Annotated in this window: 12 protein-coding genes, 1 pseudogene and 1 riboswitch; of the genes and pseudogenes, 3 read left to right on the top strand and 10 right to left on the bottom strand. The window is 39.4% G+C overall.

Annotated features, from left to right (window positions below):
* Nucleotides 1-375: 375 nt before the first annotated feature.
* From I6N90_RS24970 to I6N90_RS24290, 6 genes and pseudogenes are all read right to left on the bottom strand, one after another.
* Nucleotides 376-483, bottom strand: a complete 108-nt coding sequence (locus tag I6N90_RS24970) for a DUF6254 family protein (RefSeq protein ID WP_232243314.1) — start codon at nt 481-483, stop codon at nt 376-378.
* 178 nt (nt 484-661) lie between these two features.
* Entirely contained in the window at nt 662-1,798 is a 1,137-nt protein-coding gene (locus I6N90_RS24965) for a discoidin domain-containing protein (RefSeq protein ID WP_232243316.1), read from the bottom strand.
* Nucleotides 1,772-3,043 (bottom strand): annotated as a pseudogene (locus I6N90_RS24960) (glycosyl hydrolase family 8); the annotation flags it as partial. The gene I6N90_RS24965 and the pseudogene I6N90_RS24960, both read right to left, overlap by 27 nt.
* A 203-nt stretch (nt 3,044-3,246) precedes the next feature.
* Nucleotides 3,247-3,561 (bottom strand): DMT family transporter, encoded by a 315-nt coding sequence (locus I6N90_RS24300; protein WP_197938500.1) that lies wholly within the window; start codon nt 3,559-3,561, stop codon nt 3,247-3,249.
* Nucleotides 3,561-3,911, bottom strand: coding sequence for a DMT family transporter (locus I6N90_RS24295; protein WP_197938499.1), 351 nt, complete (start codon nt 3,909-3,911; stop codon nt 3,561-3,563). Before I6N90_RS24295 ends, I6N90_RS24300 begins: the two co-directional genes overlap by 1 nt.
* The gene (locus I6N90_RS24290; protein WP_197938498.1) at nt 3,901-4,674 is read right to left on the bottom strand and encodes a MerR family transcriptional regulator; all 774 of its coding nucleotides are present in this window, start codon (nt 4,672-4,674) and stop codon (nt 3,901-3,903) included. Before I6N90_RS24290 ends, I6N90_RS24295 begins: the two co-directional genes overlap by 11 nt.
* 155 nt (nt 4,675-4,829) lie before the next feature.
* Here I6N90_RS24290 and I6N90_RS24285 point away from each other — a divergent pair, with 155 nt between their 5' ends.
* The 3 genes from I6N90_RS24285 (at nt 4,830) to I6N90_RS24275 (ending at nt 7,163) form a co-directional block, all read left to right on the top strand.
* Nucleotides 4,830-5,447, top strand: coding sequence for a TetR/AcrR family transcriptional regulator (locus I6N90_RS24285; protein WP_232243313.1), 618 nt, complete (start codon nt 4,830-4,832; stop codon nt 5,445-5,447).
* Complete coding sequence (locus I6N90_RS24280) at nt 5,444-6,622, top strand: twin-arginine translocation signal domain-containing protein (RefSeq protein WP_197938494.1); 1,179 nt, start codon at nt 5,444-5,446, stop codon at nt 6,620-6,622. The genes I6N90_RS24285 and I6N90_RS24280 overlap by 4 nt, the downstream gene beginning before the upstream one ends.
* Before the next feature lie 172 nt (nt 6,623-6,794).
* Nucleotides 6,795-7,163 carry a hypothetical protein gene (locus I6N90_RS24275; protein ID WP_197938492.1) on the top strand — a complete coding sequence of 123 codons (369 nt, stop codon included), beginning with the start codon at nt 6,795-6,797 and terminating at the stop codon, nt 7,161-7,163.
* Nucleotides 7,164-7,280: 117 nt separating this feature from the next.
* Here I6N90_RS24275 and I6N90_RS24270 read toward each other — a convergent pair whose 3' ends face one another.
* The 4 genes from I6N90_RS24270 to I6N90_RS24255 all read right to left on the bottom strand — a co-directional run bounded on the left by I6N90_RS24270 (nt 7,281) and on the right by I6N90_RS24255 (nt 10,638).
* Nucleotides 7,281-8,579, bottom strand: coding sequence for an NCS2 family permease (locus I6N90_RS24270; RefSeq protein ID WP_197938491.1), 1,299 nt, complete (start codon nt 8,577-8,579; stop codon nt 7,281-7,283).
* A gap of 58 nt (nt 8,580-8,637) precedes the next feature.
* A riboswitch (purine riboswitch) is annotated at nt 8,638-8,737 on the bottom strand.
* A 215-nt stretch (nt 8,738-8,952) separates the two neighbouring features.
* Nucleotides 8,953-9,426: an SWIM zinc finger family protein gene (locus I6N90_RS24265; RefSeq protein ID WP_197938490.1), complete on the bottom strand. Its 474-nt coding sequence runs from the start codon at nt 9,424-9,426 to the stop codon at nt 8,953-8,955.
* 169 nt (nt 9,427-9,595) lie between these two features.
* Complete coding sequence (locus I6N90_RS24260; RefSeq protein ID WP_197938478.1) at nt 9,596-9,964, bottom strand: PH domain-containing protein; 369 nt, start codon at nt 9,962-9,964, stop codon at nt 9,596-9,598.
* 170 nt (nt 9,965-10,134) lie between these two features.
* Nucleotides 10,135-10,638, bottom strand: coding sequence for a hypothetical protein (locus tag I6N90_RS24255; RefSeq protein WP_197938477.1), 504 nt, complete (start codon nt 10,636-10,638; stop codon nt 10,135-10,137).
* Nucleotides 10,639-10,751 lie beyond the last annotated feature (113 nt).

Raw genomic sequence — 10,751 nt, 5'->3', positions numbered from 1 at the left:
AGTCTTGCATGTTTTAACCTTATTTTCTGGTGTGTTTCTCGGCCAGAACAATAATATATCATGGACTTGTACACTTATGCAAGTCTTTTTTTAAAAAGTTTTAAATTCTTTAAAACACTATCTCTATAGTATCCAAAACCCGCTTCATACATACAACGATTTCGGATTATTAAGTTCCCGAAATATAGGTACTGAATATTTTCCTTCATTATAGTGTGTTTCTGATAGACTAAAAAACATCATTTCAAACTAACCTTTAAAAGAATCAACACAACTATGATCAACAACTCATCAATTGGAGGAGGCAACATCAAATGAATGAACGTTGAATATTGCCCCCTTTTTACGCACGCTAAAATAATGATGTTTTGTTTATTAAGATTCCTTTGAGAGTTCTTCTAATGATTTGACCTTGCCATGTGGTTGTTGATTTTGTTTGCGTGATTTAAATGCAGATTCCCGTCGACGCTTTGATGTACTCATGATTGCCACACCCCTCTAAAGTTAAGTCATAGATTGATTTTTAGTTTGCGGCGGTGGGCCAAACAATATTCTCATCAACCTTCACGATGGCCTATGTAATAATCGACATGTAATAAGCGCCAAACGTCATAGATGAAAAAACAGGCCTGAGGTGTTTCCACCCGGCCTGTAATATGCTCTATACTCCGTAAACCTCAAATTCGAACAGCGAGTATCCGTATGCTGTAGCTCGAGCTGTTGCATGAACTCTAACATATTTTGCATTAACTGCGCTAAGGGTCAAATCATCAACAGCACCATTACCAGTTGTCGTTGAATATACCGTCGTCCAGTTGGTTGGGCTTCCAGTATCATTTGAGACTTGAACCGTATATGCAGTTGCATATGCAGCTTCCCAAGTTAGTTTCACCCTATTGATGAATTGGCTTGTATTGAGATTAACATAGATCCACTGCGGATCTACTCCCTCCACACTTGCCCAACGAGTAGCGACATTACCGTCAACCGCCTTATTCCCTTCAAAGCCAGTGCCTTCAATTGAACTAGTAGTTGTCGTCTTGCCTGCCGCTAAATTAGCAACTGAAGTAGGTGCTCCAAATACTTCAAAATCCCAAAGCGAATATCCATAAGCCGTACCTCTTGTCGTACCGTTGACTCTTACATACTTAGCATTTTGCGCAGGGAATGTAATTTCATCAATAGCTCCATTACCTGTAGTAGTGCTGAAAACAGTCGTCCAATTTGCTGGTGTTCCACTGTCATTGGATAGTTGAACGGTATAACCAGAAGCAAAGGCTGCTTCCCAATTTAGTTTTACTTTATTAACAGATTGGCTAGATCCTAGATTAACATAAATCCACTGAGGATCTACCCCTTCCACACTTGCCCATCTCGTCGAACTACTACCATCAAATGCTTTTGATGCTTCAAAACCCGTGCCCTCCGTTGAACTAGAGGTCGCTGGTTTATTAAGCGCTAAGTTTGCACCCACCGGCGAAGACGATAAAGTCGTTGCATTTGCAGTGTTACTATTCCCCGATAGATTTCCAGCTCCGTCAACAGCTTTAACAGTATAACTATAAGCTGTACTTGCAGTCAGACCAGAATCAGCGTAAGACAGGCCCGTAGCTGTTCCGATCTGGGTGCCGCCTCTGAAAATAGTGTATCCCGTTACACCCACATTGTCAGTTGAAGCATTCCAACTAAGATTTATTGCACTGCTAGAAGTTGCAGTTGCTGTTAATGCTGCAGGCGCTGTTGGTGCTTGGTTGTCTGCTGATCCTCCTACAACTGGTTTCCACCAGTTCCCAGACATAAATAGCATTGTCATTAAATTATAAGAATCGTTGTAGTAACTTTCCCTTTTGTTTTTCATATAATCCCATCCAGCATTAACCCATGCCTGATGGTTGCTGTTCGTCGTACTAGCAGCTATAAGCGGAGAAACGAATACAGCTGGCGCATAACCTCCGTAAGTCGTACCATTCAGCTGGTAGCCATCTCTTAGGTTGCCCGGCACGCCATTTGCTTTCCCTTTTGCCCAAGTCGCCATTTTGTCAGCGATTGTTTTGCCCCTCGTATCTCCATACATTGCATAATCCATCACAATTCTAAGCGGTACACGACTTGCATTGTAGTAATAAAGGTTGGTTTCCTTAAACTCTAATAGATACCATTCTCCGGCTGGTTCCGGTGGATTGTTAATTACAAAATCTGAAATGAGTCCAGTCGTTGGAGAATACGTTGCGCTTAACGTCGTATAAACGTTATACAAATTATCAATGACGTTTATCCACGTTTGATCGCCAGTAAACTCGTGGAATGCTCTAAGCTGAGCTAACATCCAGTCAGATGGACGAGTATTTAAAGCACTTTTTGAATCCCAGTCACCTAGATTTAAACGATTATTGGTTGTTACATTGCTGACTTTAATACCGTTAGTAATCATATTTTGAGCTTCTGCCAAGTAGTTGATTGTTCCGTTTGAACCCCATTGCTTATGAGCAAGTAGCAAGGAATAAGCAATATCCAAATCTCCATCTGTCGCTGAACGATAGTGGCCTTGTGCATTGATATGGTCGGCAACTATCCAGCCCATCAAGTTGGCATTTTGTTTGCTCTTGAATGCCCGTGCCGTCTTAAACAACCCATTATAAATACTTTGAGCATTGGCATCATATCCTGCCATCAATGCCGTAATAATCATGCCATATCCTTGACTCTCTGACGATCCAAGCGCATTGAATCCATCTTGGGGTCCCGTAACATGACCTTTAACGTAGTACCCACCAGGAAGTGAAGCTAAATCATTTTTTAAATACTGCGCTTTCCAATAATCATAATAAGAGGATATAGACGTATTCATCGAAGCTTGAGTTACATGATTAGGTTTAATTATGCCTGAGTAGCTCACCGCTTGTGGGTACGGTTTCATTTCACCAGCTGCATGAACTGCGTCTGGCTGACGTGCCGGAATAGCAATTATCGTCAATAAGAGCAACGTTGCGAGTATAACAATCAAAAACGATTTTAGCTTTGGAGCATTAGACACATTTTTCATTGAATTCACAAAAACGCCTCCTTATAATGGATTGACCGTTTAAAGCATGAACTACCCTCCTCTCACAAAAGTTAAAGCGCTTTAACTTTCTGGTGAAAAAAAAGGAAATCTATGATGTGCTTATAAAATAGCATATCTTGAATCCCTTGAACATCCTTTTTTAATAAAAATATAAAAAAGACCTTTTATAGCCGAGTTACTTTTTAACTTACTAACTTTAGTCCGACAACTGAAAAGATAATCCCCAGTATACAACCGATACGAAGCCAGCTTTTTGACTCTTTAAAAAAGATCATGCCAACTATGGCAGCTCCTACTGTTCCAATTCCCGTCCATACTGCATAAGCTGTTGCCAGTGGTATTGTTTCCATTGCACCAACTAGTAGTTTAAAACTTAAGACGAATCCACCAATAAGGATAATATTATTAGTCAAACTATTGTTTTGCGCAACACGTTTAATGCCGATCACCCCGATAACTTCCAGCAATCCAGCTGCAATAAGAAACATCCAATCCATTAAGCTTCACTTCCTTTACTCGACAATTTCAAACCGACAATACACGCTAGTAGTAACAAGATAAATGCTATTCGCAACATGCTGATTGAACCGCCAGACATTACGATTTCTACAATTGTAGTTCCAAGCGTCCCCATCCCTGCAAATACAGCGTATACCGTACCAACTGGCAATACTTTAGTTGCTTTTATAATTAGATCAAAACTTACAAACAACGCGATTAGAACTACAATGCCATTAATCTGCTCGTATTTAAATCCGCTTGCCCACACAATTTCTAATAATCCCCCTATAAATACGTAAGTCCACGCTCTCGACTCGCTTATTTGCTTTTCTATTTTAACTGCCATTGCCGTCACCCTCCTGTACGTTTTGCAGATAACAATCAACAATTCGGTCAATATGATCCATAGCTTCGTTGTCCATCCCATATACTTTTGTTTCCATTCCTTCTTCGGGACGAATGAGTGACCAGTACTTATCGAGCAGTTGCTCATCTTGCTGAAACCACTCCATCGTAGCTTCAATGATCTGTTTTGCTAGTTTTTGAGAAACGATAGAAGATGGTGGTTCGTGCATATGCTCCTTAACCTTACGAATTAACTTTGCCCACTCCATACTTCTCGGATCATCTGAACTGAGATCTGGCAAGTTTTTAATGATGTTAATTTCTCGCTCCGTAAAGTTCTGAGTAAGAAACGTTTCTTTTGCCTCGGGAGGAAACTTAAGCGCCTTAATGAACAGAAATATATCTTCCGAATCGATCTCGCCTTTCATTTCAAAAGCATTCCTCGTAGTTAGGAGCAACTTCTCCATCTCATCTAAACGCTTTCTCTCTTGTATAACCGCTGCAAGCTCTACTTCCAAAAAATTTCTCCACCGTTGTTCTTTAGAGTCTTTTTCTGTAGACAGCATTTCCTTGATGGCCGCCAGTGTAAATCCAAGTTCCTTCAATGCTGCTATATGCTGAAGTATTTCGATTTCCTCATTCGAATAATACCGATAACCCGAATGTGCTACCTTTGCAGGTTTTAATAACCCGATTTCGTCGTAATATCTCAATGTGCTGACGGAAATATTAGTGTTTTTGGACAACTGCCCAATGCTGTACATCCTGCTCCCACCTCTCAATAACAAGTATATAGTCTCAAGTATACTTGAGAGTCAAGCGTTTTTTTCAGAGTAGCTTCTATTACATAATCAGAATTAAATTATTGTTGACGTAAAATATTACCATATCTATAATTAGAGTAATTACTCTAATTCGGATGGTGAACCAATTGCGAGCAAAAGACCGTATCCTTCAGACTGCTGTGACCTTATTTAATGAACAAGGTACAGCGAAAGTATCTACAAATCATATCGCGGCTTCAGCTGGGATGAGTCCGGGCAATTTGTATTATCATTTTAAAAACAAAGAAGAAATTATAGGTGCTATCCTCGATCAAATGTATACGAAATGGCATCCAGTATGGACTCTGCCTAACGATAATCAAGTCACACTTATAGATTTACGGAGTAGCCTTCTGTTAAACTTCGAGATTTTGTGGGAATTCCGATTCTTTTATCGGGAAGCGATCGCTTTGCTGCAGGCAGATTTGGGGTTACGGCAGAAGCACCAAGAAATGATGGATAGCAGAATGCTCGAACAAGAAGCTTTTATCAAACGATTCGTTCAGGATGGCGTATTTTATTTCTCCCAAGGTTTGGATAATCTTCCTCAGCTTGTTACGGCGGGTTGGATTGTTGCGACTAACTGGTTAGCATTTTTAGAAATGAACGGGGTTTCAGTAGATGCTGCTCATTTTCAAGAAGGTGTGGATTTGCTATTAGCCATTTTCAAGCCTTACCTAGCCCATTATTCTGAGGAGGAACATATGTCATGAGCATATCCAGAAGAAACTTTCTGAAGGGCAGTGCCGCCGCAATCGCTTTGTTATCAACAGGCGGAGTCTTTCACGCTTTCGATCAAGGAGCTTTTTCCACAGGGAAAGGTTCAGCATATGAACCTTGGCGTGTATGGAATCAAGAGGATATAAACTCCGATGCAAACCCGTTATTTCGTTTAATTAAAGCATCAATACTAGCATCTAATGCACATAATACACAGCCGTGGTTATACCGAATCGGTAATAACGAGATAGATCTCTATGCGAATGTTTCGCGTAATATTGGGACGATAGATCCTTTATTTAGAGAGATGAATATTAGTTTAGGCTGTGCGATTGAGAATTTAGAACTGGCTGCCAAGGCTTCCGATTTCGAAACGAAGGTTACTTTATATCCTGGTGGGTTCGAACAAATTCGTGTCGCAAACATCGTATTAACACCAGCAGTAGTAGCTTCGCCAGATCACTACTCTATCATAGGAAAACGACATACGAATCGTGCTGCTTATGACCTAGACAAGCAAGTAGAACCTGCTACGCTACAGGAAATGTCGAATTTAGCTAACTCCTTCCCCGACGTAAAGATCGTTTGGTTTTCAGATGAAGCACATAAGACAGAAATAGGTAATGTTATTATTAATGCTACGGAAGCTATCATTGGCGATAAGACACAGTCAGGCGACAGCCACAAATGGTACCGACATGACTGGGATGAGTTGCAAAGAAATAAAGATGGCATTTCAATTGACTCGTCGGGCAATTCTGGAATGACTCGTTTTTTCGGGAAAGTGCTTCCCACTTCCATCAAATCCTTTAACGACTATTGGATCAAGTTAACAAAGAACCCTCAAGTCTCAACCGCATCTGTCTTTGGCATGTTACTCGTACGGAACCAGTCAGACCGCACTCAGTTAATTCAAGCCGGACGATTATGGCAGCGAATGCATCTATGGGCCGTCACGAAGGGACTTGCTGCACAACCTTTGAATCAACCTCATGAAAGAAGAGACCGCGAAGTTCAGTTAGGTATCGAACCTATTTTCGGTAAAGCGATAGAGAAACTAGTTAATACTCCAGGTTATGAAGGCATGTTTACTTTCCGTATGGGGTATCCGACTAGCCAGGCATTAGCTAGTCCTCGGCGTCCTGCTGAGGAAGTATTACTCACGTAAAAGCCATCACTCAAAATCAAAGTCACCGTTTAATTGCAGCACATTTAGCGAACTGTAGGTAGGCGTTTCGAACATTTAATGATGATTTTTTATTTATCATTCATTCGACTTACTATGCAACAATATTAGATTTACAGGTGTTAGTGTAGAAGAGTGAAGTAAATGAGATGTCTTGGTCAATTTAGCTGAAACCGCTTTTCCAGTTGATGCAGCGGTGTTCCCACTAGACAATAGTCAGTCAGCTATTGCTATTAAATTGAACTATTATGAGCCTGAATCTACAGTACAAAATTCAGTAGATGAAAGATGGGGATACGTAATTATGGGTAAACTTAACGGTGAAATTGTAGAATTATTCAATTCACTGGAAGTTGCAGCACACAAAGAAAATAATTATGAAGTTGCTTTAAACGAACTTAATCATATTCAGATAACTGACAAGAGTACTCAATTTACAACCTCTCGGATTTTTCCAATATACGTACTCTTGGAGCAATCGAGAAGAGTTAATTCCTCATCTAACAACTCACATACCTTTTGAATAATACAAATCCACAACCTCAGACGGTTGTGGATTTGTAGTTTGAAGTCCAATCATATTGTTAAATAACTTATTTAATCCACTCACTACATTTTTGCATCTCAAACACCTACTACCTTAATGCCCGAAAAACACAAGCTGGATAAGGAATAACACTGCGAACAGATAGAAGATAGGATGAACTTCACGCCATTTGCCCTTAACAGCTTTCAAGATCGGATAAGCGATAAAACCAACGCCGATACCCGTTGCAATGCTGTAAGTTAGCGGCATCAGTACAATAATCAAAAACGCAGGGAATACAACTTCGAAGTCGCTCCAGTCGATTTTTGATACGACACTTATCATAAGGAAACCAACAATTATAAGCGCTGGTGCTGTAATCGCTGGAATAGCAGCAAGTACTGCAACGATAGGTGAGAAAAATAACGTTAATCCTAACATCACGCATACCACAACTGCCGTAAGTCCCGTTCTGCCACCTACTGCAACTCCTGCACTCGACTCGATGTATGCCGATGTTGGACTTGTTCCTAACACTGCACCAGATGTAGTGCCTACCGCATCCGCAAGGAGCGCCCCACGTGAGCGTGGGAACTTCCCATTTTTCGTAAGTCCCGCTTGTTCAGCAACACCAAGCATCGTTCCCGTTGTATCAAATAATGTTATTAGCAAGAAGGTGAAGATGATTGCGTACAACCCGTTTGAGAAAACGCCGCCGAGATCCATTTGGAACGCAGTTGCGGATAATCCTGTTGGTAATGAAAGCAGTTTATCAGGCAACTCCAATATTCCCATAAAACCAGCAATAATCGCTGTAATTAACATACCTATAAATAAGTAACCCTTCACTCGATAAGACATTAAGAAAAGAGATACAAACAATCCAATAATCGTTAGTAACGTCATTGGTTCTGTGAAAGAACCTAACGTAAGCAATGTTGCAGGTGAATCCACGATAATACCTGAGTTTTGTAAGCCGATAAACGTGATGAAAAGTCCGATACCTACCGTAATGGCATGTTTCAAACTAGATGGTATTGCATCAAGCAGCATATACCGGAATTGTGTTAACGACAGCAGGATGAATAACAAACCTGAAACGAAAACAGCTCCCAGTGCAGTCTCCCATGAGATCCCTTGCCCACCAACGACAGTAAATGCAAAATATGCATTAAGACCCATACCAGGTGCAATGACGATTGGGTAGTTCGAAGCAAGTCCCATAATTAGTGTTCCGATGATGCTAGCTAATACCGTCGCTACAAATACCCCATTAAAGTCCATGCCAGCTTGACTCAATATGCCCGGGTTTACAATAACGATGTAGACCATCGTAAAGAATGTAGTAATGCCCGCTAGAAGCTCCGTTCGAATCGTGGTGTTACGTTCCTTCAGCTTAAACAAAGTTTCCATTTCATAATTCCCCCACGAAATAAAATAAAATCCTATTCAAAGTATAGGATGCGCATAAATACACACAGCCCATACTCGTAGTTAGGATTCTTTGGCTCCTAGTAGAAACCCTCAAACCATATTATTGAGGATATACGAGATGTTCGTTTCCTTGGATAGAATAATCAATTTCAAGCGATGTGTCAACGGTTTTTTAGCTGAAATTTATGTAAATCACGAACTATAACTATAAATTTTATATTATTATTCGTAAAATAGTCATGTACTCGCGTTAGTTGAGACTTGGGAAGGTCAATGATTTTAGTTATTAATAAATGACGAAAAGCCCCATGTGGGGCTTCCTGATTTAAACTCAATGATTGAATCGAATCAACTACTTATACTGTTTTAAACCATCATTATTGTTAAAATCAATTAATTTCAACTGAATAGCTTGGTCTACTTCTTCTATGTTAGTAGATAAATGGACAAGCAATGTAATCAATTCGTCCTTACTAAGCTTTGACAATTGGTCTGCGACATTCATTTTAGGTGCAGTGCTTTTTCTAACAATCGATAGTACCGGTTTTTTATTCGGGAATTTATCATTGATTTCCAAAAGAGCCGCTACAACATGTTTGCAATATGGACCTATGTCGTCGTTAAAACATTCACATGATGTAAAAATAACTTCGTTAGCTGTATTAAGTTTTATTTTCACATCATAAAGATCACTTCCTACTATTTCTGCGTAATAAACGTGTGGCTCAATTTCATTAATAGTTAGGATATGTCCATTTTCTCTATATTGTTGTCCCCTGTTATATATAATTGGATCTATACCATGTTCTAGTTCATTCAGTTTCAATTTATATAACCTACTTTCCCTTACTATTGATTTAACTCCATAGTATCTGATTAAATAAGAATTCGACAACTATATACATAACAAAGGAACCTCGCTACTTGCGGGTCCCTTTACTTTAGCATTAAAACTATAATTGCAAACCTACTTCGGATGATGAAGTAAACACGTTTTACAAAATTGCATTAGCAATCAGCATGTCGAACCTACGAATGTCTACGCCTTTGGCTAATTTCACTTTGATATGACCTGCCCGAGTCCATAATTCAACTTCAGCTGTAGTATCAAGGAAACCACCCGCATTTTCTGTGGACCACATATTAATAGAGGAATAAGGTAAGGAATATATCTCAATCTTTTTACCTGTTAAACCTTGTGCATCTCTTACAATCAATCTTTTGTTTGTAAAGATAGCCATGTCCCGAAACGTTTTGTAAGCCGCAACGGCTGATTCTCCAGCTACCAATAAAGCGTTTACATCTTGTGGAATTGGACACTCCGATACTAAGGTCCATTCCAATATACTGTGTGTTCCTGCCATTCCCCTAGCCCCCTAGAAATTATGTTTAATCATATTCCATTGTTCGACATAATATTCTAAATTCCTCCTTATTTGTTTATTTTGAAGACTATTGAACTAATTCATAATACCTACGTAATTTCTCCCTTAACCCTTGAGATTGTATATGAATTGTAACTATCATTCATGTCTCACTTTTTAATTTTTCCAAACGGTTTGAAATAGGTAATGAACACCATAACGATCAAACACAACAGGTTAAAAGAAGACATTATTCTAATAGACAACCATGTGCTTTGAAAATCTTGATTCTGCAAGGCGACAAATCCAAATTTTACTGCTAGTTCTTCTAAATATGAAAGCCAATTATTCAAAAATAAAATGCCTAACATGATGATCGTAATTGTTAAAACTAATTTAATGACAACCCAGTAATGCTTTACAAGCCCCCATTGGGTCCAGACTGATAACATGATACCCGTAATCAAAGTCAGCAAAGCTGGATACTTCAATAAATTTTCATCGATTACGTGCATACTCAGCAATGTATAATAAAGCTGCTCCCCATCTGCTGCATTTTTTAAATAAAGCCCTAATAACAGCATCCCAACTGTCCCACCGAACCATGCTGCAACAGCGATAACATGAATGGAAACTAATAGTTGTTTCTTCCCTAAACTAAGCCTTTTAGCCATCCTCACAACTCTCCCCTTTTTTTTGGTAATTGATATTGGCATTACGAAGTTGTATCTCTAATAGTTGTTGTTACTGACTAACTCAATACTACCAACAAGATGTTGTGAACTTG

The organism is Paenibacillus sp. GSMTC-2017 (assembly GCF_016019935.1).
Taxonomy (GTDB): domain Bacteria; phylum Bacillota; class Bacilli; order Paenibacillales; family Paenibacillaceae; genus Pristimantibacillus.
The sequence above is the reverse complement of the archived record's forward strand: the minus strand, read 5'-3'. Positions and strand labels throughout refer to the sequence as shown.

Excerpts from the sequence above, each read along its gene's own strand:
- I6N90_RS24970 (WP_232243314.1), bottom strand. The coding sequence starts at position 483 with ATGAGTACATCAAAGCGTCGACGGGAATCTGCATTTAAATCACGCAAA.
- I6N90_RS24965 (WP_232243316.1), bottom strand. The coding sequence starts at position 1,798 with ATGTCTGGGAACTGGTGGAAACCAGTTGTAGGAGGATCAGCAGACAAC.
- I6N90_RS24300 (WP_197938500.1), bottom strand. The coding sequence starts at position 3,561 with ATGGATTGGATGTTTCTTATTGCAGCTGGATTGCTGGAAGTTATCGGG.
- I6N90_RS24295 (WP_197938499.1), bottom strand. The coding sequence starts at position 3,911 with ATGGCAGTTAAAATAGAAAAGCAAATAAGCGAGTCGAGAGCGTGGACT.
- I6N90_RS24290 (WP_197938498.1), bottom strand. The coding sequence starts at position 4,674 with ATGTACAGCATTGGGCAGTTGTCCAAAAACACTAATATTTCCGTCAGC.
- I6N90_RS24285 (WP_232243313.1), top strand. The coding sequence starts at position 4,830 with ATGGTGAACCAATTGCGAGCAAAAGACCGTATCCTTCAGACTGCTGTG.
- I6N90_RS24280 (WP_197938494.1), top strand. The coding sequence starts at position 5,444 with ATGAGCATATCCAGAAGAAACTTTCTGAAGGGCAGTGCCGCCGCAATC.
- I6N90_RS24270 (WP_197938491.1), bottom strand. The coding sequence starts at position 8,579 with ATGGAAACTTTGTTTAAGCTGAAGGAACGTAACACCACGATTCGAACG.
- I6N90_RS24260 (WP_197938478.1), bottom strand. The coding sequence starts at position 9,964 with ATGGCAGGAACACACAGTATATTGGAATGGACCTTAGTATCGGAGTGT.
- I6N90_RS24255 (WP_197938477.1), bottom strand. The coding sequence starts at position 10,638 with ATGGCTAAAAGGCTTAGTTTAGGGAAGAAACAACTATTAGTTTCCATT.